This window comes from Corynebacterium sp. 2571A (assembly GCF_055700935.1).
In genome coordinates, this window is record NZ_JASTTE010000001.1 from 529,373 (window position 1) to 553,353 (window position 23,981).

At 62.7% G+C, this 23,981-nt stretch carries 19 protein-coding genes; 5 read left to right on the forward strand and 14 right to left on the reverse strand.

Going from position 1 to position 23,981, the window contains the following annotated elements; all coding sequences use genetic code 11:
- Positions 1–3: 3 nt before the first annotated feature.
- Positions 4–1,308, reverse strand: coding sequence for an Nramp family divalent metal transporter (locus QQS53_RS02610; protein WP_472774379.1), 1,305 nt, complete (start codon positions 1,306–1,308; stop codon positions 4–6).
- Between the two features lie 253 nt (positions 1,309–1,561).
- Here QQS53_RS02610 and QQS53_RS02615 point away from each other — a divergent pair, with 253 nt between their 5' ends.
- The gene (locus QQS53_RS02615) at positions 1,562–3,511 is read left to right on the forward strand and encodes a DNA cytosine methyltransferase (RefSeq protein ID WP_472774380.1); all 1,950 of its coding nucleotides are present in this window, start codon (positions 1,562–1,564) and stop codon (positions 3,509–3,511) included.
- On the opposite strand, the gene QQS53_RS02620 is transcribed toward QQS53_RS02615, so the two are convergent.
- The 6 genes from QQS53_RS02620 to QQS53_RS02645 are packed head-to-tail and all read right to left on the reverse strand — an operon-like array spanning position 3,508 to position 12,186.
- Complete coding sequence (locus QQS53_RS02620) at positions 3,508–4,791, reverse strand: ATP-binding protein (RefSeq protein ID WP_472774381.1); 1,284 nt, start codon at positions 4,789–4,791, stop codon at positions 3,508–3,510. The two genes, QQS53_RS02615 and QQS53_RS02620, sit on opposite strands and share 4 nt — an antisense overlap.
- A 19-nt stretch (positions 4,792–4,810) precedes the next feature.
- A complete protein-coding gene (locus QQS53_RS02625; protein WP_472774382.1) occupies positions 4,811–5,572 on the reverse strand; it encodes a DUF6339 family protein in 762 nt (253 codons plus the stop codon).
- Positions 5,572–6,477, reverse strand: a complete 906-nt coding sequence (locus QQS53_RS02630) for a hypothetical protein (RefSeq protein WP_472774383.1) — start codon at positions 6,475–6,477, stop codon at positions 5,572–5,574. Before QQS53_RS02630 ends, QQS53_RS02625 begins: the two co-directional genes overlap by 1 nt.
- Positions 6,461–8,452 carry a hypothetical protein gene (locus tag QQS53_RS02635; protein ID WP_472774384.1) on the reverse strand — a complete coding sequence of 664 codons (1,992 nt, stop codon included), beginning with the start codon at positions 8,450–8,452 and terminating at the stop codon, positions 6,461–6,463. Before QQS53_RS02635 ends, QQS53_RS02630 begins: the two co-directional genes overlap by 17 nt.
- Positions 8,452–9,423: a PD-(D/E)XK motif protein gene (locus QQS53_RS02640; RefSeq protein ID WP_472774385.1), complete on the reverse strand. Its 972-nt coding sequence runs from the start codon at positions 9,421–9,423 to the stop codon at positions 8,452–8,454. The genes QQS53_RS02635 and QQS53_RS02640 overlap by 1 nt, the downstream gene beginning before the upstream one ends.
- The gene (locus QQS53_RS02645; RefSeq protein ID WP_472774386.1) at positions 9,424–12,186 is read right to left on the reverse strand and encodes a Z1 domain-containing protein; all 2,763 of its coding nucleotides are present in this window, start codon (positions 12,184–12,186) and stop codon (positions 9,424–9,426) included.
- Between the two features lie 240 nt (positions 12,187–12,426).
- Between QQS53_RS02645 and QQS53_RS02650 the strand changes: the two genes are divergently transcribed.
- Complete coding sequence (locus QQS53_RS02650; protein ID WP_472774387.1) at positions 12,427–13,227, forward strand: (S)-acetoin forming diacetyl reductase; 801 nt, start codon at positions 12,427–12,429, stop codon at positions 13,225–13,227.
- On the opposite strand, the gene rbsD is transcribed toward QQS53_RS02650, so the two are convergent.
- The 6 genes from rbsD to QQS53_RS02680 all read right to left on the reverse strand — a co-directional run bounded on the left by rbsD (position 13,224) and on the right by QQS53_RS02680 (position 19,097).
- The gene (gene rbsD / locus QQS53_RS02655) at positions 13,224–13,598 is read right to left on the reverse strand and encodes a D-ribose pyranase (protein ID WP_472774388.1); all 375 of its coding nucleotides are present in this window, start codon (positions 13,596–13,598) and stop codon (positions 13,224–13,226) included. The genes QQS53_RS02650 and rbsD overlap by 4 nt on opposite strands.
- Before the next feature lie 4 nt (positions 13,599–13,602).
- Positions 13,603–14,547, reverse strand: coding sequence for a ribokinase (locus QQS53_RS02660; protein ID WP_472774389.1), 945 nt, complete (start codon positions 14,545–14,547; stop codon positions 13,603–13,605).
- Positions 14,547–15,488 (reverse strand): D-ribose ABC transporter substrate-binding protein, encoded by a 942-nt coding sequence (locus QQS53_RS02665; protein WP_472774390.1) that lies wholly within the window; start codon positions 15,486–15,488, stop codon positions 14,547–14,549. Before QQS53_RS02665 ends, QQS53_RS02660 begins: the two co-directional genes overlap by 1 nt.
- A 77-nt stretch (positions 15,489–15,565) precedes the next feature.
- The gene (locus QQS53_RS02670) at positions 15,566–16,480 is read right to left on the reverse strand and encodes an ABC transporter permease (protein ID WP_472774511.1); all 915 of its coding nucleotides are present in this window, start codon (positions 16,478–16,480) and stop codon (positions 15,566–15,568) included.
- A 77-nt stretch (positions 16,481–16,557) separates the two neighbouring features.
- Positions 16,558–18,090 carry a sugar ABC transporter ATP-binding protein gene (locus QQS53_RS02675; protein WP_472774391.1) on the reverse strand — a complete coding sequence of 511 codons (1,533 nt, stop codon included), beginning with the start codon at positions 18,088–18,090 and terminating at the stop codon, positions 16,558–16,560.
- Complete coding sequence (locus QQS53_RS02680; protein ID WP_472774392.1) at positions 18,087–19,097, reverse strand: LacI family DNA-binding transcriptional regulator; 1,011 nt, start codon at positions 19,095–19,097, stop codon at positions 18,087–18,089. The genes QQS53_RS02675 and QQS53_RS02680 overlap by 4 nt, the downstream gene beginning before the upstream one ends.
- Positions 19,098–19,262: 165 nt before the next feature.
- Between QQS53_RS02680 and QQS53_RS02685 the strand changes: the two genes are divergently transcribed.
- Positions 19,263–19,763 carry a gluconokinase gene (locus tag QQS53_RS02685; RefSeq protein WP_472774393.1) on the forward strand — a complete coding sequence of 167 codons (501 nt, stop codon included), beginning with the start codon at positions 19,263–19,265 and terminating at the stop codon, positions 19,761–19,763.
- Between the two features lie 52 nt (positions 19,764–19,815).
- On the opposite strand, the gene QQS53_RS02690 is transcribed toward QQS53_RS02685, so the two are convergent.
- A complete protein-coding gene (locus QQS53_RS02690; RefSeq protein ID WP_472774512.1) occupies positions 19,816–21,210 on the reverse strand; it encodes a GntP family permease in 1,395 nt (464 codons plus the stop codon).
- 277 nt (positions 21,211–21,487) lie between these two features.
- On the opposite strand from QQS53_RS02690, the gene QQS53_RS02695 reads away from it, so the two are divergent.
- Both QQS53_RS02695 and QQS53_RS02700 read left to right on the forward strand, forming a co-directional pair.
- Positions 21,488–22,402: a PTS sugar transporter subunit IIAB gene (locus tag QQS53_RS02695; RefSeq protein ID WP_472774394.1), complete on the forward strand. Its 915-nt coding sequence runs from the start codon at positions 21,488–21,490 to the stop codon at positions 22,400–22,402.
- Positions 22,403–22,408: 6 nt separating this feature from the next.
- Complete coding sequence (locus tag QQS53_RS02700) at positions 22,409–23,974, forward strand: PTS ascorbate transporter subunit IIC (protein WP_472774395.1); 1,566 nt, start codon at positions 22,409–22,411, stop codon at positions 23,972–23,974.
- Positions 23,975–23,981 lie beyond the last annotated feature (7 nt).

Genomic DNA, 23,981 nt, shown 5'->3' on the forward strand with positions numbered 1-23,981 from the left:
CTTCTAGGTAAAGAGACCGGCGACCTGGGTGATGCACAGGTAGACGAACGCGACGGAGATGACAGCCATCAGGGTGTTGACAATCCAGCCGTTGCGCCAGCGCTTCGGCGTGAGCTTCGTGTTGAGTAGTACCAGGAGGGTCAGCCCCAAAAACGGCATGAACAACGCGCCGAGGACCCCGTAGGTGATGATGAGGCCGGTGGGCTTGCCCAGCAGTAAAAGCAGCATGGGCGGGAAGGTCAGCCACACCAGGTAGGCGCGGTAGTACTTACCGCCGGTCTTGGTGGAAGGATCATCCTGCGGCAGCTTCTTGAGGTGGCCGATGTAGTCGGCAAACATCAGGGACACCCCGTTCCACACACCCAGGCAGGACGAGAACGCGGCGGCGAAGAAGCCGACGATGAAGCCCTTGGACAGGACGGTCCCGTAGCGGGCCTCCAACACGTCGGCCATGTCGACCAGGCCCTCGTCGTTGTCGGAAACCGCCACATTGGCGCTGTAGAGGAGCTCGGCGCCCAGCACCAGCATGGCCAGTACGAAAATACCGGTGACGATATAGGCCACCGAGTTGTCCAGGCGCATGACCTTCATCCACTTCGGGGTGTACCACTTCTTCTCGCGTAGCCAGTAGCCGTAGGCGGCCAGGGTAATAGTGCCGCCCACGCCGCCGGCGATAGAGAGCACGTAGACGAACGATCCGTCCGGGACCGTGGGGACCAGCCCGGCGATGATCCCGGGCAGATTAGGTGCGGTGATCGCGGCAACGCCCACGACGGTGACGAACATGATGCCCACCAGCACCGCGGAGATCTTCTCAAAGAGCTGGTAGCGGCCCAGCCACGTCAGCGCGAAACAGACCAGCCCGGTGCCGATGGCCCACATGTTCAGGCTCGTGCCGGGGAAAAGGGCGGATAGCGCCAAGCCGGTGCCCGACATCGCCGCGGCCCCGTAGACCAGCCCCCAAATCACGATGTAGGGGGCGAAGTACCAGGCCGTCCACGGCCCCAGCTCCCGCCAGCCGTGGAAGATAGTATTCCCCGTGGCCAGGCTGTAGCGGCCAACGCCCTCCACGAGCACGATCTTCATGAACGTGCCCAGAATGACCGCCCACAGCAGCGCAAAGCCGTAGCGCTGGCCCGCAATCATCGTGGCCACCATGTCCGCCGCGCCCACGCCAGTGGCCGCCGCCACCAGGCCAGGCCCCACCAGGGTCCAGCGAACCTTCTGTTGTCCTTCATCAGCGGCGGCTCCAGCGACCGGCGAGCTACCGGACGCACCAGCCGGACGAGCAGCAGGGTCAGATTCCATGACGCACTCCTTCACAGGCGACACTAGGGGGGAACAGTGGTGGAAGTCACTGTACCCCGATGTGCGGTGCGTCACGTTAGTTTTCGGAAGAAAGTTAATTTTTCTTTTCCTGACACAGTGAGTGGCCGGATGGGCTCTTCGGCCAGGTCACGGCGCTAATTTCCCGTCAAGAGAAGAATTCTCGCAGCTTAATAGAGATTTTTGCTGGTTCTGGGATTTCGTTTCTCGGCGGAATATCGCTACATTAGTTTGGGTGAAGGAGAAAGATGAGTATGCGGTAAAGCAAGTACGGGGACCGTACGTGAAGCTTCCGTCGCACCCTGCGCACTGTGAAACTGAGCAGGAGCTTATTGACTACTGTGCGGGGCGCCGTGCCGAGGGTGCCATCTTGGGAATCGATTTGTTTTGCGGCGCGGGCGGACTCAGTCAGGGGCTGACCGATGCCGGCATCGAAATGGTGGTAGGAGTTGATCACTACCAATATGCGGTAGAAACCCACGACGCCCGCTTTCCCGGAATGACCGTTTCATGGGACATGTCATCCAAGGAGAGCGTGGAGCGAATTGGCTCCCTCATGAAGGAGGCGGGGATTGAGGTACTGGCAGGCGGCCCGCCCTGCCAGCCATTCTCTAAGGCCGGCCGCAACGGCATCCGCAACCTTATCGAAAAAGGCCTGCGCGATCCGGAGGATCAGCGTCGTAACCTGTGGCGCGCCTATCTGGAAGTCGTGCAAATCGCGCAGCCGCGTGCCGTGATTATGGAAAACGTTCCAGACATGGCTTTAGACAGTGAAATGTTCATCATCCGAAGCATGATCGAGGAACTAGAGCAACTCGGGTACAGCGTGGAAGAGCGCGTGCTCGACGCGTGGCGCTACGGCGTGCCGCAGTTCCGTCAGCGTTTAATTCTGGTCGCGCTGCGAGGAGGGGTCGAGTTCACGTGGCCGGCGGAGGCCTCGAAGAAGGTCTCCGTCTGGAACGCCATCGGGGATATGCCGTCCGTCGAAGGTGGGTGGCGTCCGGAAGGAGGTGCTGAGGGGTGGATCGAATACGACGGCCCGCGTACAGACTTTCAGAAATACATCCGCAGGAACGTACCGGCGGAAGAAGCGAACCGGCTCTACGACCACATCACTCGTCCGGTCCGCGAAGATGATCGGGTCGCCTTCGAATTGATGACGTCGGAAACAAAGTATTCGGATCTTCCCGAGCACCTGCAGCGCTACCGCTCTGACATATTTAACGACAAATACAAGCGGCTGGACGAAAACGATCTGTCGCGGACCATTACCGCCCACATTGCTAAGGACGGGTATGGGTTCATCCATCCCCGCCAGCCCCGCACGCTAACGGTCCGGGAGGCCGCACGCCTCCAGACTTTCCCAGACGATTTCCGTTTTAGCGGTCCTCCCAGTGCCGCCTTCAAGCAGATTGGTAACGCTGTACCGGTCCGTTTGGGGACTGCGGTGGGCACCGCTGTCTTGGACTCGCTAGCCGCTGACAACCGCGTGGAGTGGTCGTCGAAGGACACCTCAGCCGCGCTCGCCGATTGGTACCGAAACACAAGTGAACGGGACCTGACGCAGCCATGGCTTCGCTCGGGGAACCGATGGCTCGTCTTGTTAGGAGAAATCTTCCTGCAACGAGCCCAGATGACCGAGATCCGAATGCTGTGGCCGCTTATGGAATCTCTTCCACAGTGCACCAAGGAAACAGTCCCTCCGGAGACAACGATTGAGACCATCTGCGATGTGTTCCGTGGGCCGCGATACGAGGTGCGCCGCAAGAAATTCCGCTCGGTATGCGAGGAAATTTCAAAAAACCTTACTGAGTTCTGGGCGCCTGAGATTGATGCATCGCTATTCCCGAGCCTGAAGCCGGTTGAGCGCTCCACGCTAGAGTTAGCTGGCAGCGAGCGAACCGCTGAGGAGCGAAGCAGTGAGGCAGTAATCGTCGCTAAAGGCGTGCTGCGTGTTACCGGGCGTTTCCAGGGCTATGACGCCGAGACTCGGAACAAGCAGTCGGACGGGCGACTAAGTATTGCCCGCATGTTGGGGCTGAACACGGATTCGCGCGATGCCATCTTGGGGCTGTACGAGCTGGCTCGGACGGTGTGCACTACGGAAACCCCACGGTGCTTCGATTGCCCCTTGCAGAAGTGGTGTGAGTACGAGAAGGCGTACGCACCGGCCACCTTGTACTAGTTAAACCCTAGGTATTCCGCTACTTCGGGAGCTTCCTTTTTAAGGAGTTCGAAGACCTCGTTGAGGGCCTTAGCGTGTCCGGTTCGAGCGGCTGCAGCGCGGAGGTTGAGGCCGATTGTTTGGCCGGCCTCGTAGCCGCCGAAATCGTGCTTCTGCATCTGCTCGAGTGGTTCGGGCTTCACTTGGCGAGCTTCGCTCTTGCGGTAGGCTGCATCAGCGGCGATGCACAGCTCGTTCACTGGGCGAGTCAGCATCTTTTTGAGCTCGCTGGGCAAAGTGACGCGCATCTTCGCGACGTTGATGTTGAACGCCTCGTCAAGAGGCGTGTCGAAGTCCAGCGAAGCGCGGGCAAGCTTCAAGTGCTCGTCGATAGTGCGGATGCCGCTCCAGCCGCCCCACTGCACAAGGCGGTCGGCGCGGTAGATATAAAGGCCCTGCTGCTTGTTCCACTTGTCTACGCCGGAAGCGTCGTCGAAGGCCTGACGCGAAGAAAACTTGTCGCGTTGCGGCAGCAGGAAACGACGGAGCTTGACGGTTCCGAGGCTATCGCCGTGCTCGAGCTCGAATTCATTGGTCTCGAACTCGGAGGTTTCCTCTTCGTGCCGGACGAAGGGATCCCACGGCTGCAGCGATTTGCCATTGACCGAGATAGTGACCCGTTTGAAGGCTTCGCCAGACAAGAAGCGGTGGAACACCATGGAGAGGTACTTCTCCAAGCGGGGGCCGAGGTTCTCGATGCGACGGCGGCCCCATCCGCTCTCGGGGGACTTCACTGGCAGAAGGCGGTCCAACTTCCGCCAGGTGATAACGGTGCCAGTGGAGTATGCGAAGCGTTCTAGCGCTTCCGCAGTTTCTTCCTCATCTGTGTAGTCCAAAATCGACCACTGGTCGGTTGATTGCAGGTAGTCGAGGTCGAGGACGCGGCTTTCGCCTTCTCCCTCTATCTTCCGGCTCACTACCTCCACTCGCTTGCATTGGGAAAGAGACGCGGTTTTCAGCCCCAAGCCGTAGCGGCCGAGATCACTGCGTTGGTAGCTCCGGCGAGTACCAAATCGCATTGCCTCGTTCAGCTCATCGCCATTCATCCCGTTCCCATTGTCGGTAATGGTGAGGTAGGAATTCCGTCCTTCGAAGAAGATATCGACGTCGACCTGGGTGGCTTTAGCTGCGATCGAGTTGTCGATGAGGTCTGCCACGGCAGATTCAAAGCTGTAACCGATGTCTCGCAGGGAGCGGCTCAATCGGCTGGCAGAGGGGGCTACAGAAACCTTTGTGCTCATGTGTTTGTCTGATGTACTTCTAACTACTCGACTGGGAGGCGACAAATTGCTCGCACGATTGGCGAGCAATATCGCTAAACAGTGTAGTTAACTCTTCTTCCGTAAAGTATTCGAAGTTCAAAAGGGGTAGGTGCTTGCGAACGTTGAGAGAGATCGCTCGCATCAGCTCGGACCGGGGCTGATCACCGAATTCTTTGGCTACGTCCAAGAATGACTGGGCGATGGCTCGGGCGACGAGAGGATTACCGGAAAGACCCGGACGTTCCATGAGGGCGACGGCTTCGTCCTCACCGAGTTGTCGGTTGAGTTTGCTGCCTAGGGTCACTTCCCGCCACCAAAGTTTGCGGAAGACGTTGCGGTCGGTGCCGAGCCAACGCTCAAAGGTGAGCTTTTTAGCGTCATTCGGATAGCGCCATGCCGCGATATCCGGCATGACAACTAGGGTGAGAAAATTCCAGATTTCTCGGTTAGCTGCCTCAGCGGGCAGAAGATCCATTGATTCATCGAGGACCTCGGACACCCGTTGATCGAAGGTGCGCCGAGCATTCTTAGAGGATTGCCCGGGAAAGCCTTGTGCTTGGGCAACCGCCAGAACTTTGGAGCGCAGCTCTTGGAGTTCCTGGCGGGTCACATAGCTCGTAGCTACAGCGTCGTGGAAGGCCATCTCATGGTCGAAAGCCACCAACGACTGAATGCCGTTGATGCTCTCCAGGTTGTTCATCTCAGTGATGATTGTGATGGCTACGGCATCCGTAAGGCGCGGGTAGTAGGAGATTGCCATTATTTGAGCTCCTGGAAAATGAAGGCTTGGACAGTCGCGGTCAAGCGCGAGAAATCACTGGGAATCTCGCTAATGGATTCCCCGGGGAAGAGGGCGTGGGCCAAGTTGAAGATCGTTTCCGCGGTAGAACCGGGGAACAACGCATCCTCTTGGATTTCTGCATATTCGGGCAGCTCGCTGCACCGCAGCAACAGCTGGGTCAAGATATCGCTTTGCAGGTGAGCCTCCCAGAGGGCCTTCTCTTTCGCCGGCGCCTTTTCTAGCATTCTTAAGCTCAGCGGGTTGTTCGTGTTGATGAACACGCGAATGCCAGCCTGCACCGGAATTAGCAGGGAGCCATCGATCTGGATACGCCATGGCGCGTGAGCCGGTTCGATGACCTGTTCCTTGAAGTCAACCGGAGAGATCGTCATCTGCGCGGCGTCGCCCTCTAAGCGGGCGCGGTAACTCGCACTGCTCCACACGCGGGCGCCACGTTGCTCGGCGGTGATCGCGTTGTTCAGCGGCGTGCCTGGGCGTTCCAGGCTGATTAGAATCTGGCACTGCAGCTCCCCGCCGAGGAGCAGATTGTCCATCTTGAAAGATACTGAGTTAGAGCCATCCTTCAGGGGGAGTGCCGGACTCGCACCTTTCTGCTTCGTTTTGCCGCAGAACCAATACAACTGGCTATTAAAGACAGGCCTCTGCGCAGCCTCGGCGGACGGGTCGAAGCCACATGCCTTAGTGAACTCGTCTAAGTCCACCTCGAAGGTTGCCTGGACCTCAACCTCTGACTCGTAGTTCCAGTGGGTGGCGCTGGGGTCGGATTCCTCGTACTGGTCTCCGTCAATATAGAAATCGAGGTTGAGGAGATCTACGGACTCCTGAGGAGGGCGAAGGTAACCAAAACTAGTTTGCTTCGACATCGCCGGTCTCCTCCCCGTCCGTGCCAATCTGGTATTCGAAGTCAGTGTTCAGCGAGACTGCCGTGTTAGCAGGCTGATAGATCTTCACGTAGAACGTCGTGTCTGTCTCTCCAAGAACCTTACTTGTCCAGTCGGAGTCAGTCTCTATCAGAAGCCCGGTCTCGCCGGCATCGCTCGCGATGGATTGGATATAGGGCGTGTCAGCACCCACCTCCACGAGTCTGTCGAAGATGTTGCCCCTGTCGGAGTCGACAGTTGGCTTGAAAAAGATCTCCGCCGGAAGCAGACGCTTCGGCACGGAAACTTCTACTTTGAAGGTACAGACGGTCTGGCCATCGATGTTATCCAAGCCTGCGACCGTGACATCCGTCGAAGCCTTGTTCCGCGACTGCGTCGGTTTGCCAGTGGGCTTTTTCTTTGGCTGCTTGAACTTGGTGCGGGCGCCCGAACCGCCTTGGGCGTTGGCGATGAGCGAACCAAAAGAATCTGCCAGCTGCGACGTGGCTTTGAAGTGCCGAGCCTTGGAAGCGTTGGGACCGGACAGCTCAATTTTCCGAGTTAGTTCCTTGAGTCGGGTCTGGAAGACACGGACTGGGTTATTGGTACTCTTCCAAAACTCGCGGAGCAAGTCGTAATCGTGCGCGATCGTTTCTGGGTTCCACTGGTGGTGAGCAGCCGGCTCGCTGCGCGCGAAGATCTTGTCGGCTTCGGGATCCGCGATGAAAACGCCGCAGTAGGCAGCCCCGTCCGGGGAAACGGAAGCCGGATAGTACTCGACAACCATTCGCGGATTTCGGATAGTGGCGATGTGGTGGGAGATTGTTTCCTCCACGATGGTTTCGGATTCCTCAACTGGCGAATGCAGGTTGATAGTGGACAGAATTCCGAGAGTTTTCTTCGGTTTCTTGCCAGCTAAAGTGGTAATTCGTCCGCGGAAGTGTTTGTCCCATTCGTTGACCGTGGGGTGCTGTGCACTGATTGCTTCGATGTATGCCTCAACGAATTTCGAGAGGCCTCTGTCGGATTGAGGGTCTACCAACGGAATTGCCGAGCCGTTGTGGTTTACCCGGAATTCAATTGGATCCAAGCCGGTGTCAATGGAGAGCATGTGCGGCCACGCCCACCGGGTCAGCGAGCGCGAGATTTGCTGCATGACGGTCTCCGTTGTAGACCCGCCATCGGGTACCGGAGTGTCCGTCGACATATCCGGACTGAGGATCATGATGGACGTGCCAGAGGGACGATCATCGCTAAAATACGTATCCAGACCAAGGCGTTTCGCTAGAGCATCGGCGTGCTCCCCGACGAAGGGCTCTGCGAACTCAGTGTGGTCCTTCCCTGTGTCCTCGCAGGCGCGCACGCCCCACCAGTGGCGGCCTGTGTAGGCCACGCCGTTGTAGTGGAAGTCGTCCGAGTTGGACATGGCGATTAGGCGACTTACTGGGCGATTGTTCTCGTCAACCGTGCGAGTATAGACGACAATCGTGTTTGCCTCGCTCACGATATAGAAGACGCCTTTACCGAAGCCGTAGGTACCACCGGCCAGCTCCTTGGAATCACTACGGCCGATGTTGCGCACGAATGAGTTGAAATCGGTCGGCCCCTGGGAAGCACTGGTAGCACGGCTCGGGCCGCGTAGCCCGTAGGTGCCGGCGTCGCTGACACACAGGGCCGAAAGGGAATCCCCCCGGAAGGCATTTTCTAGGCTCGGGATGCCGATGAAATCGTTGCCGAAAACATCGTTGCGCAGAGTAGCTACTTGGTCTGGTTCAAGATCGCGGTAGTCGATGGCGAAGGTGACACCGTCGTCGTGAGATTCCTGATCGCGAGCATCCCAGCTATTTTGCAAGGTCTCACGGGTGAACATATCCCACGCGGATAGAGACTGGCTCTTCATAGTTCGCGTGACGGAGTTCGCGTAGACGTCGCCGGAAGGGTCGAACGGCTTTTTGTGGTGGAAAGGGGCGGTAGTCATTAGATAAGAGTCGTATCCTCGTGACCGGGTAAGGACTTGGGGTCGGAGAGATCTAGAGTGAACTGGAGATTAGCGATCCGGTTTTCGGCTTTTTCTAGATTAACGTGTGGAAATTCGTCAGTGACTTCAAATTGGAACGAGTCGATTGGGTTGAATGAGAAAAACGCTTCCGTCTCTCGGAGCGAGGCATAATCGATCCCGAGATTGTGCAGTTTCTGCCAGAAAAGATCCACTTTCATCTGCGGATGCTCAGCAAGATGTTTGACAAGTACTGGGACGGATAGTGTGCCGTCTGGGTCCCGCTGGTAGCGGCGGAACAATAGATGGAGCGACTTATCTTGGGTCCGCTCTAGCTGCGATGCGCCATGGATAGTGGTCTGCATTTGGTTGACGGACGCGGATGCCTTGCACTCAATTGAATACTCTGGGAATTCGAAGTCGTGTTGGGCGTTTTCTGGGCCTACCCAGCGGTCGATGGCTAAATGGTTGCCTTCGTCTAGCAGCTTGTGGAGAACCTCGAGCTCACAGAGAAGCCCCAGCTGCTCTTCCTGCGACAGGGCTCGGACGGGAGCAGGTGAGAAGAACCTACGCCACCGCGATAATAGCGCCGCGACGTCTGCGATGACGGCATGTGGAGTGGTGTCCAAGTACGCCAAGACTTCGTCCGCGAAGGCGTAGAACATCTCGGCCTGTGATGGATCGTGGAGATCAAGCTTCGCAGACTTCGAGCCACGATGGTCCGGACCCTTGAGGTTTAACAAGGAAAGGTGGATGGCCTTGCTGCGCGTATCAGGACTGAAATACTCCATCTCCTGCTGGGTAAGAGGGATGACTAGTCCGATGCGACCGTCAGGAAACGAGCAACAGCTAACTTCCCCTGCCTCGACGAAGACGCCTGAACCGAACAGAGTTAGGTCGTCGCTTTCAGGGATCGTTCGGAAAAGGCTTTTTGCGTTGGACAACTGTGCCATTTATTCAGTCTCCTGCTCGGGCATAACGTCGAGCTCTTCTTCGGCTTCCTGGATCCGCTGGTAGGTTTCGTCGTCACGGTATTCGGGTGCCTGAACGTAGTTTACCTCGGCTTCCGGACCCGACGAGGTCGGGAAAAAGATACCGAGACCGATGGGTACGTCCACGGCATCGAGATCCTTGCGTCGGTAACTGGGGCTGATCAATTGGCCAGCCTTAGCGCCAGACTTGTGCTCGTAGTCTTCCGGCTGGGAGGTCTTCGATTGCGGGTCGATGGAGTAAAGCACGAGGTGCGCGATGTCGGAGCCGCGGTAATCCTCTTGGACTTGCAGGTAGGCGTACTCTGCTGCGCTGTCATTGTCCTTGCGGATCTTCTTCACGGCCTCATTCCGCTGCTGTGAGTCGATTTCCAAGGAATTCAAGCGATCGAGCGGGCCCACCAGGGTCTTGATATTGGCTACTTCCGGCTTGGAGTTGAGCGTCATCTGAGAACGGGTGACGAGGTTCAGCGGCTGCTCGAGCCCCAACTCGATGCTGTGCAATGGGGAAGAATCAGAAGGCTTCTTACCGTAGAAAGAGATATCCCATTTACGGATAGAGCCCGACTCGTGTTCGCCGCTAATGTACTTGCGTAGGAGCTCCGCGTTGTTCTTGCCTAGGTCGGATTCTTCATAGATGGTGTACCGGTCTAGGAAGTCCTCAATCACTGAAGGATCTGCCTCCCGGAACACTGAGGTGCCGTTGGGTTTTTGGACCTCTTGCAAGCCAGCTTGCTTCAGATCGTGAACAAGCCCGCGCGCGGCGTCGATATTGTTTTGAAGCCACGCAGAGTTTTTGTGGCGGAACAGGATTGTTTGGACCTTCTGCCCCGAATAGCTGATGCTTGCTGGGCGCGAGGCCTGCTGCTTCGCGCGTGCGGTAACTAACATGGACGGGTGCGTGCGGATGCGCGCTTGGAAGTCAAGGGGAGTGATGCCCTCGCGCGCGTAGCGGGATAGGTCGGACCGCAGGTCTGCTTCCACGAGCGCTAGATCCCGGAACCAGCTTTCGAGTTCTTCGGTCATCCAGATGCGGGGCAAGTCTTCGTAGCCCTTGCGGAAACCGAACCAACGACCCATCTGCAGGAGCGTGTCATACGCCGTCGCGTTGCGAATGAAGTAGCTGGACACCAGACCTTCGAGCGTGAGTCCACGAGCCAAGGTATTGCCGCCGACGGCGATTACGGTCTGTGGGTCGTTGTCTGAGTAAGAAAGTCGCTCGTCAGAAACCCCGTTGTCCATGATGACCTTTACGTCATCCATGACCTGCGGCAGGTACTGGGCGACTTCCTCGAAGGGTTGCTGAGAGGTGCTTCCCTCGGAGTCGGTGACTAGCTGTACTTCCTGAATTTCGGCGTCCCAGAGCCTACGGAATTCTTCTCGGTTCTTCCCGGACTTGAAGTGAGTCTTCAAGATGCGCACATGCTCATCGAGCATGTCTCGGAGCATTTCGTGGGCAACCGTCCGTACAGCGGTGTGGACCAACATGGAGGAGTGCTTGGACTTTCCGTCGCGGGCTCGGCGGGCTGCGGTTGCTAGGAAGAACCACTTGATTGCGGTGTCTAGGGAGTCAGAGACATACGGTTCCCACTCGCTTAGAGCGTTCTTGCGGGTAGGTGCTTGGGTGGCTGAGACTTCCGCTTCGGGGATGGTCCGGATCATTTTAAGCCCGTCGTGGACCTCGTCGTCCTCACCGTGTAAGAGGGAGCGCCCGAAGACGTCCTCTGTGCCGAAATATCCCTTGGGCTTGGGTAAAACGTGGATGAAGTCCTTGGGGTAGAGATCATCCGAGACGTTTGGGTTGACCAGAATATTGGCGAACGGGGTGGCGGTATAGGCCACGTAGGCTGTCTTGCGGTTACGCAGGAGCTGCCGAATCTGCGCGTTGATCTTCGAGGCTTCCTCCTTGGCAGAAGGGGAAACGTTGATGCTGGCCTGATCCGACTCGTCGTCGATAATCAAGATTGGTGTCTCGTTGGTGACCTTGCCACCGCTCTGGAGGTACTCATTCAGCGAGCGCAGAATGTGACCGTTTTTCTTGACGATAGCGATGGAGCGCATCTCTTTGCTGGAGAGAATTGACTGAGCGTTTTGGAGGTTGGCCTTGGCGCGCGCCGCGTCGAAGTCGTTGTCCTGATCTGTCAAGCGGTGCCAGCTCTGATCATCGATGAGCTGCTCGTCCAAGCGTTCTTGCGTTTGTTTGCGCAGGTTGTCGGTCATACCGGCGAGAACGATGATGAGTCGATACCCGACGTCGGCGGCCTTGGCGATAAGCGAGATGAAGTTGGTGGTTTTACCGCTCTGGACGTAGCCAAGGACCAAGCCGCGTACGTCGAACTCATCCTCTCCGGGAGGACGCAGGGAAGCTAGAACGGTGCCGGATGCGGCATCCACCTCTTCGAGGGCGTCACCTAGCTTTGGGCGCAGAATCTCTCGGACATGAGGCCAATAGACATGGTGCTCTTCGTCGACCCCTGCGTACCAGGTGCCGTGGTCGCGTTCGTTAGTGAGGAGAGTGTCCATGGGGGCGTACCTCGCGACGCGCCCGACCGACATGAGGTACCGGCTCTGGGCTTCCTCGAGGATATCGTCGGGCGGCGCGGCGTACGGGTTACGGCGAATCAAATCGGCGATCGCCGGGATTGAATAACCAGAATTAGATTGTCTACGGAACTCTTCAACGAAATACTCGATGTCGTTTTCGCGTTTCTGGTCCTCAATGTTCAAAAGCTGGCCTTCCGTCGGTAAAAACTTGTATCAAAAACTATACCGGCGACCGTGGACGTTAGCGCGTTATTAATTCGAACAAAAACACCCAAAAACAATCAGACATCGGTTATTTTCACGCGAAATGCCTGGTGGGCGCTAATGTTGATGCCGCTTTTTCTGGTTCGGAGTAGGCTTGCTGGTGAGCACATTCAGAAGTTTACGTTGGATTCCAACGTGCTGGACTTAAGGAGAAAACCAATGTCTGCTCAAGCTACGGAACGCGTAGAAAACGGCAAGGTCGCCCTGATGATCGGCGGCGGCCAGGGAATTGGTGAGGCGGCTATCAAGCGCCTGCACCGGGATGGCTTCCGCGTCGCGGTGGGGGACCTGAACCTGGACACCGCTAGCAAGGTCGCGGAAGACCTGGGCGGCGAGGCCGCAGGTGCCATCGCCATCGAGGTCAACGCGGCGGACCGGGACTCGGTCTACGCGGCGGTGGACCAGACGGTGGAAAAGCTCGGCGGCTTCGATGTCATCATCAACAACGCCGGCATCGCGCCGCAGATCGATATCCTCGACGTGACCGAAAAGGACATCGACACCATCTACGACATCAACGTCAAGGGTGTTATCTGGGGCATCCAGGCGGCAGCCAAGAAGCTGCGCGAGCTGGGCCACGGCGGCAAGATCATCAACGCCGCCTCCCAGGCCGGCGTGAAGGGCAACCCGGGTATCCCGCTGTACACCTCCACCAAGTTCGCCATCCGTGGCCTGACCCAGACCACGGCCCAGGACCTGGCTGACGACGGCATCACCGTCAACGCCTACGCCCCTGGCATCGTCCGCACCCCGCTGATGGAGAAGCTCGCCCAGGACCTGGCGAAGAGCAACAACCAGCCGGAGGAGTGGGGCTGGGAGCAGTTCACCAAGAACATCACGCTCAAGCGCCTGTCCGAGGTCGAGGACGTCGCCAAGGCGATTTCCTTCCTGGCCGGCGAGGACTCGGACTACGTCACCGGCCAGACCCTAGTGGTCGACGGCGGTATGGTCTTCCACTAGAAGGCGACGCCACTGCGGAAAATCGCATTAGCAAACGGGGTGGTTTCCCCGGTGCGCACGATGAACCGGCACTCCGCGAGCCGGTTCTTCAGTGTTTCGTGAGTGGTCTCCCGGACGGGCACGTTCGGGAGTAGCTCGCGGATTTCGCGTGGGGTGCTGTCGGCAATCGCGACGGCCTCCACCACCACCTCGTTGAGGACGGCGCGGGCGACGTCCGCGAAGCTCGGCACGCCGAAGACGAGGCTTAAATCGATGACCTTCACGCCGTCCGGCAGCGGCAGGCCGCAGTCGCCGATGGCGAAGGTATCGGTGTGGCCCAGGCGGCTAATCGCCCAGGTCAGCTCGGGGTTTAGAATTCCTTGTTTACGCATGTTTTTATACCTGTGGTAGTTCCGCGTCCAGGCCGGGGTAGGACGGCTGGGCGCCAGCGGACAGGGCGGCAAAAGCGCCGACGCGGGCGGCGTGCCGGGCGGCATCGTTAAGCGATGCCCCGGCCAGCAGGCGGGCCACCAGCGCGCCCGTGAAGGCGTCGCCGGCGCCGGTGGTATCCACCGCGTGGATGCGCGGGGTGGGGATGTCCGTCAGACCGGAGGCGTCCCCGACCAGGGCGCCCTGGGCGCCCAGCGTCAGCACGACGCTGGCGAAGCCGACGCCCAGCAGCGCCTGCACCAAGTCGTGCGGATCCGCCGAGGCCACCGGCGCGCCCAGCTGGGCCAGCACCAGGTCGGCCTCGTGTTCGTTGACCACCAGCGGGTCCGCGCGCAGCAGGCTGGCGCGGTCGACCTCAATGACCGGGGCCAGGTTGACCACCAGGCGGTGGGCGTGGCGGGCGGCGGCAGCAAAGCCTTCCGCGGGAATTTCGCCTTGGAGCAGGACGATGTCGGCCGCCGCCACCGCCGCCGAGTGCGCGTCGACGTAGCCGCCGTCCACGGTGGCGTTCGCGCCGGGGATGACCACGATGGTGTTCTCCCCGTCGGCGCTGACCGTGATAACCGCCAGCCCCGTCGTCGTGGAGGAACGGGTCGCTACGTGCTCCAGGTTCACGCCGCTGCTTTTCAGGTGGCTCATCGCCGGGGCGGAGTAGGGGTCGTCGCCCACCGCGCCGACGAAGTCCACCTGCGCGCCCTGCAGCGCGGCGGCCACGGCCTGGTTGGCGCCCTTGCCGCCGGCCAGGATGCCGCCGCCGCTGCCCAGGAGGGTCTCGCCCGGGTGCGGGTGGCGGTCCACGCCCACCATGAGGTCGGCGTTGATGGAGCCCACGACGGCCAGGCGGCCGGTGTGGGCGGCAGCGGTGGACGGGGTGCTGGTCGGTTCAGTCATTATTTGTACTCAGCTACGTTCTGCTCGGTGACGGTGACAACTTCGACCGGGATTTCGGCTTCCGGGTCCTCGCCGTTCAGGATAGCAGCGGCCTGCTCCACGGCCTTGGCGCCGAGCTCGTCCGGCAGCTGGGCGATGGTGCCTTCCAGGGTGCCGTCCTCGATGGCCTTGATGCCGTCCTCGGTGCCGTCGAAGCCGAAGACCTTGACCTCCTTGCCGGCCTTGGCGCCCAGGGCCTCGATGGCGCCGAGGGCCATCTCGTCGTTCTCGGCGAAGACGGCCTTCACGTTCGGGTGGGCCTGCAGCAGGTTGGTGGTCACGTTCAGGCCCTCGGTGCGGTCGAAGTTCGCGGTCTGCTTGGCCGCGACCTTGATCTTCGGGTACTTCTTTAAGCCCTTCTCGAAGCCCTCGCCGCGGTCGCGGGAGGCCGAGGAGCCGGAAATACCCTGCAGGACGAGGATCTCGCCCTCCTCGCCGATGGATTCAGCCAGGGCATCGGCGGCCTGCTCGCCGCCGGCGACGTTGTCGGAGGCCACAAAGGAGGCGACCTCGCCGGCGTTGGAGGAGCGGTCCACCGCCACGACCGGGATGTCCGCGGCGTTGAGCGACTGGACGGCCGAGCCCACGGCGTCAGAGTCCGTCGGGTTGACAATCACGACGCCCGCGCCGGAGGTCTCCGCGTTTTTCAGCTGGTTGGTCTGGGTGGACGCGTCGTCGGAGGCGTCCTGGATATCCAGGTTGATGCCCAGCTCGTCGGCCTTTTCCTGGGCGCCGTCGCGCAGCTCGACGAAGAAGGGGTTGGTCTGGGTCGACAGCGCCAGGGTGACGTTCTCGCTGGCGGCCTCGCCGCGGTTGCAGGCGGCGACCGACAGGGTCAGCGCGGCGACGGAGGCCACGGCCAGGGACTTGCGGACAAGGGTGCGGGTCCGGGATGCAGACATGAGGTGTTCCTTTACTTGTTCTGCGGCGGCGGGGTTGGTTTCCGCGCGCCGCCGGGGGAGGGGGAGGGGGAGGGTATTTAGTTAGCGGTCTTGTTACGGATGACGTCGAAGCCCACGGCCAGTGCGATGACCAGGCCGATGACAATCTGCTGCCAGAAGGAGGAGACGTTGAGCAGGTTCAGCCCGTTGCGGATGACGGCTAGCAGCAGCGCGCCGACCAGGGTGCCGGTGGCCTTGCCGGCGCCGCCGGCTAGCGATGCCCCACCGATGACCACCGCCGCAATCGCGTCCAGCTCGTAGCCCACGCCCGCCTGCGGCTGCGCCGAGGTCAGCCGGCCGGCCATGACCAGGCCGGACAGCGCGGCGAAGAGGCCGGACAGGCCGAAGACGGCGACCTGGATCTTGCGGACCGGCAGGCCGGACAGGCGCGCGGCCTCCAGGTTGCCGCCGATGGCGTACATGGAGCGCCCCAGCACGGTGCGCTCCAGGATGAACCAGCACACCAGGCCGGCGATGACCATCATGACGATCGGGATGGGCACGCCGGCCACGGTCGAGCCCATCCAGTTGACGGCGTCGGAGGTGGGCATGGGCGAGCCCTGGGAGATGACCAGGGTGGCGCCGCGGGCGATCGACATCATGGCCAGGGTGGCGATGAACGACGGGATCTTGCCCCAGGCCGTCGCCATGCCGCAGATGACGCCGGCCAGCAGGCCGGTGAGCAGGCCGAGGATCAGCGTGACCCAGCCCGGCAGGCCGGTGTTGACGAAAAAGGAGGCCGAGACCATCGCGCCCAGGGCGGCGACCGAACCAACCGACAGGTCGATGCCCGCGGTGATGATGACAAACGTCATGCCGAAGGCCAGGATGGCCACGGTGGCGGCCTGGATGCCGATGTTGACCAGGTTGTTAACGGTCAGAAAGTGCGGGGTGGCGATGAAAAGCGCCACGCACAAGGCGATCAGGCCGACGAGCGCGCCGTTGTTCATCATCCAGTTGGATACCCGGTGCCAGCGGTTGGGCCCGGAAGGGGAGCCGGCGGGCGCGCTGGCGGCGGTAGCGGTGGTGGTCATGAGGCGATCTCCTCAAAGTCGTGGGGGTTTTCGGTAATCGTGCTGGTGACGTTGGATACGGCGAGGGTCATGACCTCGTCCTGGGTGGCGGTCGGCGGCAGCTCGCCGGCGATCTTCCCGCCGGAGGCCACCAGCACCCGGTCGGACATGCCCAGCACCTCCGGCAGGTCGGAGGAAGCCATCAAAACGGCCCCGCCGGCGGCGGTGACCTCGTTGATGATGCGGTAAATCTCCACCTTGGCGCCGACGTCGACGCCGCGGGTGGGCTCGTCCAGCAGCAGCACGCGGGAGCCGGCCAGCACCCAGCGGCCGAAGACGGCCTTTTGCTGGTTGCCGCCGGACAGGTCCCGGATGGGCTGGTCGATGTCGGCCATGCGGATGCGCAGCTTCTCGGCCACCTCGCGGGCGCGGGCCTTCTGGCCGCGCCGGTCGGCGAGCCCGGCCTTGCTGGTCTTATTCAGCGTGGCCAAGCCGAGGTTCTCGCCGATGGTGGCGTCCAGGATGAGCGCCTGGGACTTGCGGTCCTCGGGCACGTGCCCGATGCCGGCGCGGATGGCGGCGGCGATATCGCCCAGCTTGAGCGGGCTGCCGGCCACGCGGACCTCCCCGGAATCGACCTTGTCCGCGCCGGCGATGGCCCGGATGATCTCCGTGCGCCCGGCGCCCACCAGCCCGGCTAGGCCGACGACCTCGCCGGCGTGGACGTCGAAGCTGACGTCTGCGAAGCTGCCCTGCGTGGAAAGCCCCCGCACGCTGAGCAGGGCCTCGCCGGGTGCTTCCGCCTCGCGCGGGTACTGGTTGTCGATGTCGCGGCCGACCATCAGGCGGACCAGCTCCGCCTCCGGGGTGTCCGGGCCGACCTCGGCGACGACGTTGCCGTCGCGCAGCACGGAGATGGAATCCGCGATCCGGGCCAGCTCCTCCAGGTGGTGGGAGATGAAGACCATGCCGACGCCCTTGGCGCGCAGGTCCTCGACCACGGCGAAGAGCTGGTCGACTTCCTTGCCGGTCAGGGCGGCGGTGGGCTCGTCCAGGATGAGCAGGCGCGCGTTCATCGACAGAGCCTTGGCGATTTCCACCAGCTGCTGGCGGGCGATGCCCAGCTCGCCGACGGGCGTGTCCAGGTTGACGTCCAGGCCGATGAGCCGCAGGGCGGCCGCGGCCTCGTTGCGCAGGTACTTCTTGTTGACCAGCCCGAAGCGCGACGGCGTGCGGCCCAGCATGATGTTTTCGGCCACGGACATCGTCGGCACCAGGTTGAGCTCCTGGTGGATGGTGGCAATGCCCAACGCCTCCGCCGCCTTCGTGTTCGGCAGCTGGACCTCCGCGCCGTCGACGAGGACGCGGCCGGTATCCGGCTGGTAGACGCCCGACATCATCTTGATGAGCGTCGACTTGCCGGCGCCGTTTTCGCCCAGCAGCGCGTGCACGTGGCCCGCGCGCACGTCAAGGCTGACGTCGCGGATGACGTTGACGGGTCCGAAGGATTTGTTGATTCCTTCTAGCCGCATGATGACCGGGTGGTTCATCGCGGCACCTCCTGGAGATAGTGTTCGGTGGATTGACGGGTGATAAGCCGGGTCGGCAGGGTCACGTCCGGCGGGGAGATGCCGGACAGGGCGGCGACCAGGGCATCGGCGGCGCGGTAGCCCAGCTGGGTCACGTCCTGGTCGATGACAGACAGCGGCGTGGGCTGGACCCGCATATAGTCCAGGTCGTCGAAGCCCACCAGCGCCAGCTGCTTGCCGATGCGCACCTTCTCCCGGTGGCAGTACTCCAGCGCGCCGAGGGTCATCATGGAATCGCCCGCGATGACCGCCGTGCACCCGGCCTCCCGCAGCTGCTGCGTGCCGGTAATGCCCTGCGAGACCTCGAAGCCGCCCTGGAAGACGTGCTCGCCGCCGATGCCCACGCGGTCTGCCGCCGCACTAAAGGCCGCCCGCCGCTCCGCGCCGGTGGACAGCTCCTCCGGGCCGGCCAGGTAGCCGATGCGCCGGTGCCCGCGCGCGTGGAGCAGCTCCACCGCCGCCGTGATGCCGGGCTCCGGGTCGGAGACCACCGTCGGCAGGTCGGATCCGGCAAGGGAGCGGTCGATGAGCACGACCGGCGTGCCCGCCGCCTTGACCGTGCCGAGCAGGGAGCGCGCGTCCGCGGTGGGGACGACCAGCATGCCGTCCACGTTCTGCTGCGACAGCGTGGTCACCGCGTCGCGCAGCCGGCTCGAGTCTTCCGAATAGGAGGTGATGATAGTGGCCAGGCCGTTGGCGGTCGCGCGGGCCTGGACCGCGTCGGCCATCGTGGCGAAATAGGGGTTGAGCAGGGTGGGGATGGCCAGGCCCAGCGTGTAGGTGCGCGCGGTGCGCAGCCCGCGGGCCTGGATATTCGGGTGGTAGTTGAGCGCCTGGGCTGCCCGCTCCACGCGCTGGCGCGTGGCCGCGGAGATGGAGTCCTTGCCGGCCAGCGCGCGGGAGGCCGTGGACACCGAGACTCCCGCGGCCAGGGCGACGTCTTTCAGGTTGGCGCTGTGGGCAGGCATGTAGGGGTGAACCTTCTTCCCGGTAGGAGGGGAGGAGTGCAAACGATTGCTGCAAACGTTTGCATTGGGCTGTGCGGCTAAATTTACGGCGTCGGGCCTCGCCCCGTCAAGTGCTCCTACTCACCCTTTGCCGCTGGCGCAGGTCGCGCCACTAAACTCGGGAGAATGACTAGCAGTTCCTACCACGTCGTCATCATGGGCGTGTCCGGTTCCGGCAAGACCACCGTCGGCCACAACGTCGCGGCGCTGACCGGCAACGCCTACCGCGACGGCGATGACATGCATCCGGCCGAAAACATCGCCAAGATGTCCGCGGGCACCCCGCTCAACGATGCCGACCGCTGGCCCTGGCTCACCGCCATCGGCACCTGGCTGGCCGATCAGCCTAGCGGCACCATGGTCGGCTGCTCCGCGCTCAAGCGCTCCTACCGCGACCTGTTGCGCGAGCACTGCCCCGATGTCGTGTTCGTGCACGTGGCCGGGGAATTCGGCGTGCTGGCCGAGCGCATGCAGCACCGCGCCGGCCACTTCATGCCGGCCTCGCTGTTGCAGTCGCAGTTCGACACGCTCGAGCCGCTAGAGGCCGACGAGGCCGGCGCCGTCTTCGACGTCGACCAGCCGGAAGAAGAAATCGCCCGCCAGGTGGCGGACTACCTGGCTGCTTGAACGCAGCCAGTTAAACGCAGCCAGCCGCACACCGCGGGATTTCCCCGACGCGTTAGAACGCCGCGGCGACCCCGAAGAGCACCAGCGCGAAGGCAAAGCCGATCACGCTGATGAGCATCTGGTTGACGGTCCAGGTGCGCAGGGTGGTGGCCACGTCCATGCCCATCAGGCGACCGACCAGCCAGAAGCCCGAGTCGTTGACGTGGCTGCCGAAGACCGAGCCAGCCGCCGTCGCCAGCACGATGAGCGCGAGCTGGACCTCGTTGAAGCCGCCGGCCTCGACCGCCGGGACCATCAGCGCGGCGGCGGTGGTCAGCGCGACCGTCGCCGAGCCCTGCGCCAGGCGCAGTGCCACGGCGATGAGGTAGCAGGCCAGAATCACCGGGATGCCGATACCCGACAGTGAATCCGCCAGCGCATCCCCGATACCGGAGGTGCGCAGCACCCCGCCGAACATGCCGCCCGCACCGGTAATGAGCACCACCGAGCAGATGGGCCCCAGCGAGGACTCCATGGTCTTTTCGATGACGTTCTTGTCCACCCCGCGGCGCAGGCCCAGGATTGCCATCGCGGCGAAGGTGGTAATCAGCAGCGCGATGGGGGTCTGGCCCACCATGATGAGCACCTGCGCCCAGGTGGCCTCGCCATCGATGGTGCCGGCCGCCGCCAGCGTGCTCAACCCCGTGTTGCAGAAGATCAGCACCAGCGGGATGAGCAGCACCGAAATCACCGCCGCCGGGGAGGCCGGGCGGTTGGGCATCTCGGCTTCCTGCACGGCCGGGCCGGTGAGCATATCGGTCACGCCGAAGGGGAATTTCTTACCCAGAAACAGGCCCAGGCGGTAGCCGGAGAAGTACCACGTCGGGATAGCGATCAGCAGGCCCAGCGCCAGAATAAGCCCGATGTCCGCGTTGAAAAACTCCGCGGCCGCGACCGGGCCCGGGTGCGGCGGCAGGAAGACGTGGGTGACCGAGAAAGCGCCGGCGGCCGGGATGCCGTAGGCCAGCACCGGGCCGTTGAGCCGGCGCGCCACCGCGAAGATGACCGGCAGCATGACCACCAGGCCGGCGTCGAAGAAGATGGGGAAGCCCATGATCAGCGAGGCGATGCCCAGCGCCAACGGCGCGCGGTCTTCGCCGAAGCGGGCTACGAGGGCATCGGCCAGCGATTTCGCGCCGCCGGAGGCCTCCACCAGCCGCCCGATCATCGCGCCCAGGCCGACCAGAAGCGCCACCGATGCCAGCGTGCTCCCGAAGCCATCCGTCATCGTCTCGACCACCCCGGCGATGGGCAGCCCCGCCGCCAAAGCCGTGAGCGCCGACACGGTCACTAGCGTGACGAAAGCGTGCACGCGGAAATAGATGACCATCACCAGAATCAGCGCGATGGCCGCCACCGCGATGCCCAACAGCGGGCCCGCGCCCAGCGTCGGCTCCCAGGTGTCCATAGTCTCCATAGGGACAAACCTCTTTTCTTTTGTGGTTTGTGTCGTTAGGGGGAAGGCTCCGCTCGCTGTGGGCGGGCATGGGGCCAATAACTCAAGTTAACACGCACACCCCCGCGTTTAGGGTGTCGGTGAGCTTGGGAAACAACACACCTGCGGGATTTGCTTTTTGAGTCCGCGGCGTGCGGGTTGCTAAATTCAGGTGTATCTACCGCAGGGCGGCGCCCTAGTTGAGACCTAGTTGACGCTGAAGAATTTTCAAGTAAACCGAGGAGAGAGCATGTCCAAACTAGGAGCCCTACTCGCGCCCGGGGCCGTGGAGCTGGACGCGCCTGCCGCGGACTGGCGCGCCGCTATCACCCGCGCCGGCCGCCTGCTGGAGGCCAGCGGTTCCGCCACCGCCGACTACACCCAGGCGATGATCGAGACCGTGGACAACAACGGGCCCTATATTGTCGTCGCGCCCGGCTTCGCCTTCGCCCACGCCCGCCCCTCGGAGGCGGTCCGACACACCGCGATTAGCTGGGTGCGCCTGGCCGAGCCCGTCCGCTTTGGCCACGGCACCAACGACCCGGTCACCCTGGTCGTTGCCCTGGCCGCCCGCGACGACTTCGCCCACACCCGCGCCATGAAGGAACTGGCCCGCGTGCTCGGCGATGCCGACAAGCGCGAACTCCTCGACGTCGTCACCTCCGAAGGGCAGCTGCGCAACGTCCTGGACGGCTACGTGCCCACCGCCGCCGCGAACGCCATCGCCATGCGCCGCGAGCGCGAAGCCCGCGAGGCCCAAGAAGCCGCCGCGTCCGCCGGGGACTCCGCAACCGGCACAGCGGGCTCGGCCGCCGCAACCGCTGGCCCCGCCGAGCGCCCTGCCGGCGCCGTCGAGAGCAAGGGCAAGATCCTCACGGTCTGCGGCAACGGGCTGGGTACCTCGCTGTTTTTGAAGAACACGCTGGACGGCGTGTTGGGCGAGTGGGGCTGGTCGCCGTATTTCACCGTCGAGGCCACCGACACCATCTCCGCGAAGGGTCGCGCCAGCGAGGCCGACGTGCTGCTCACCTCCGGCGAGATCGCCGCCGCCTTAGGCGATGTGGGGGTGCCGGTCTACGTCATCGACAACTTCACCTCTGCCGCGGAGATCGACCGCGCGCTCCGCGAAATCTATGACCTCTCCGCCGCACAGGAAGGCCGGTAAAAGCACATGAACATCCTGGTAGACGCCGCTAACTTCGTGGTCAATGAGATCCTGGCCGTGCCGGCGTTCCTCATCGGCATCATCACCGCCATCGGGCTGTCCGCGCTGGGCCGGGGCATCGGCCAGGTGATGGGCGGGGCGATTAAGGCCACGCTCGGCTTCCTGCTCATCAACGCCGGCGCCGGGCTGGTCACCGCCTCCCTGGAGCCGCTCGGCGTCATGATCACCGGCGCGACCGGCGCGCACGGGGTGGTGCCGACCAACGAGGCCATCGTGGGCATCGCCCAGCAGCAGTTCGGCAGCCAGGTCGCCTGGGTGATGATCCTAGGCTTCGTGGTCTCCCTGCTGCTGGCGCGGTTCACGCCGCTGCGGTACGTCTTCCTAACCGGCCACCACGTGCTGTTCATGGCCACCCTGCTAACGATGGTCTTCGCCCCCGCCGGCTACCCCGCCTGGGTGGTCATCGTCTTCGGCGCCGCCCTCCTGGGCATCCTGATGGTCTCCCTGCCGGCCATCGCGCACCCCTGGACCCGGCGCATTACCGGCGACGACTCCGTGGCGATCGGCCACTTCGGCACCGCCGGCTACGTCGCCGCCGGCGCGGTCGGCAAGCTGGTCGGTGGCAAGCGTAAACCGTCCGCCTCCACCGAGCAGTTCCACCTGCCGGAGGGCCTGCGCTTCCTGCGCGACTCCATGGTCGCCACCGCGCTGTCGATGGCCCTGATGTACATCGTGCTCGCCCTGCTGTTTCTGGCCCGCGCCGGCGACGAGGCCTTCGCCGCCTTCGAGAATGGCGCGACCGGGGTGGGCAACTACCTGATGCAGTCGCTGACCCAGGGCCTGCAGTTCGGCGTAGCAGTCGCCGTCATCCTGTTTGGCGTGCGCACCATCCTGGGCGAGCTCGTGCCCGCCTTCCAGGGCATTGCTGCCAAGGTCGTGCCCGGCGCCATCCCGGCGCTGGATGCCCCCATCGTCTTCCCGTACGCCCAAAACGCCGTCCTGGTCGGCTTCCTGACCTCCTTTGCCGGCGGGCTGGTCGGCCTGGCGGTCCTGTCGCTGTGGCTGGGCCCGGCCTTCGGGGTCGCACTCATCCTCCCCGGTCTCGTCCCGCACTTTTTCACCGGCGGCGCCGCGGGTGTCTACGGCAACGCCACCGGTGGGCGCCGGGGCGCGGCCGCCGGCGGCTTCGTCAACGGCCTGCTCATTACCTTCCTGCCGGCCTTCCTGCTGGGCGTGTTGGGCTCCTTCGGATCGGCGAACACCACCTTCGGCGACGCCGACTTCGGCTGGTTCGGCATGCTCATCGGCTGGGCGTCCGCGCCCGGCGGGGTAGTGGGCCTCGTCCTAGTCGGCCTCGTCGGTTTGGCCGTGCTGGGGCTCGGATGGTTCTGCCAGGTCCGGCTCGTCGACGCCCACTGGGACCCCACCCCGCACCGCCCCGCGCCAACCGCGCACGACGAGGCCGGCGCAGGCGCCGGCGACGGAGCCGAATCCCGCCGCGGCACCTGGCGGCACTACCCGCGTATCACCCCGCCGGCGGGAGCGCCGAAACCACCCGCGCCCCGGAACTAGCCCCGTT

Coding starts and splice junctions, on each gene's coding strand:
- QQS53_RS02610 (WP_472774379.1), bottom strand. CDS start 1,308: ATGGAATCTGACCCTGCTGCTCGTCCGGCTGGTGCGTCCGGTAGCTCG.
- QQS53_RS02620 (WP_472774381.1), bottom strand. CDS start 4,791: ATGAGCACAAAGGTTTCTGTAGCCCCCTCTGCCAGCCGATTGAGCCGC.
- QQS53_RS02625 (WP_472774382.1), bottom strand. CDS start 5,572: ATGGCAATCTCCTACTACCCGCGCCTTACGGATGCCGTAGCCATCACA.
- QQS53_RS02630 (WP_472774383.1), bottom strand. CDS start 6,477: ATGTCGAAGCAAACTAGTTTTGGTTACCTTCGCCCTCCTCAGGAGTCC.
- QQS53_RS02635 (WP_472774384.1), bottom strand. CDS start 8,452: ATGACTACCGCCCCTTTCCACCACAAAAAGCCGTTCGACCCTTCCGGC.
- QQS53_RS02640 (WP_472774385.1), bottom strand. CDS start 9,423: ATGGCACAGTTGTCCAACGCAAAAAGCCTTTTCCGAACGATCCCTGAA.
- QQS53_RS02650 (WP_472774387.1), top strand. CDS start 12,427: ATGTCTGCTCAAGCTACGGAACGCGTAGAAAACGGCAAGGTCGCCCTG.
- rbsD (WP_472774388.1), bottom strand. CDS start 13,598: ATGCGTAAACAAGGAATTCTAAACCCCGAGCTGACCTGGGCGATTAGC.
- QQS53_RS02660 (WP_472774389.1), bottom strand. CDS start 14,547: ATGACTGAACCGACCAGCACCCCGTCCACCGCTGCCGCCCACACCGGC.
- QQS53_RS02665 (WP_472774390.1), bottom strand. CDS start 15,488: ATGTCTGCATCCCGGACCCGCACCCTTGTCCGCAAGTCCCTGGCCGTG.
- QQS53_RS02670 (WP_472774511.1), bottom strand. CDS start 16,480: ATGATGAACAACGGCGCGCTCGTCGGCCTGATCGCCTTGTGCGTGGCG.
- QQS53_RS02675 (WP_472774391.1), bottom strand. CDS start 18,090: ATGAACCACCCGGTCATCATGCGGCTAGAAGGAATCAACAAATCCTTC.
- QQS53_RS02680 (WP_472774392.1), bottom strand. CDS start 19,097: ATGCCTGCCCACAGCGCCAACCTGAAAGACGTCGCCCTGGCCGCGGGA.
- QQS53_RS02685 (WP_472774393.1), top strand. CDS start 19,263: ATGACTAGCAGTTCCTACCACGTCGTCATCATGGGCGTGTCCGGTTCC.
- QQS53_RS02690 (WP_472774512.1), bottom strand. CDS start 21,210: ATGGACACCTGGGAGCCGACGCTGGGCGCGGGCCCGCTGTTGGGCATC.
- QQS53_RS02695 (WP_472774394.1), top strand. CDS start 21,488: ATGTCCAAACTAGGAGCCCTACTCGCGCCCGGGGCCGTGGAGCTGGAC.
- QQS53_RS02700 (WP_472774395.1), top strand. CDS start 22,409: ATGAACATCCTGGTAGACGCCGCTAACTTCGTGGTCAATGAGATCCTG.